At 71.0% G+C, this 334-nt stretch carries 1 protein-coding gene; it reads right to left on the reverse strand.

The window, feature by feature from the left end; translation table 11 throughout:
* Positions 1-334 (reverse strand): acyltransferase domain-containing protein (locus tag IF37_RS40490; RefSeq protein ID WP_037858544.1); only part of this gene is annotated, 334 nt, incomplete at both ends.

Below are 334 nucleotides of genomic sequence, written 5' to 3' on the forward strand. Positions count from 1 at the left end.
GGTGGGGCCGTTGACGGCGGCGATGGTGACGTCGTCGGTGTCGAGGTAGTGCTGGATGTCGGTTTCGGTGGTGTTGACGGCGAGCATGGTGCCGCCGGGCGGGAGGGCCTGCATGAGGCGTCCGCGTGCGGTGACGAGGGTGGCGGCGTCTTCGAGGGTGAGGATGCCGGCGATGTGGGCGGCGGTGATCTCGCCGACGGAGTGTCCGGCGAGGTGGTCGGGGCGTAGGCCCCAGGATTCGAAGAGGCGGTAGAGGGCGACTTCGAGGGCGAAGAGGGCGGGTTGGCCCATTCCGGCGCGCTGCGCGCCCTGGCCCGTGAACAGCACCGCCAGC

Origin of the sequence: Streptomyces sp. NRRL S-31, assembly GCF_000718775.1 — a bacterium.
Classification (GTDB): Bacteria; Actinomycetota; Actinomycetes; order Streptomycetales; family Streptomycetaceae; genus Streptomyces.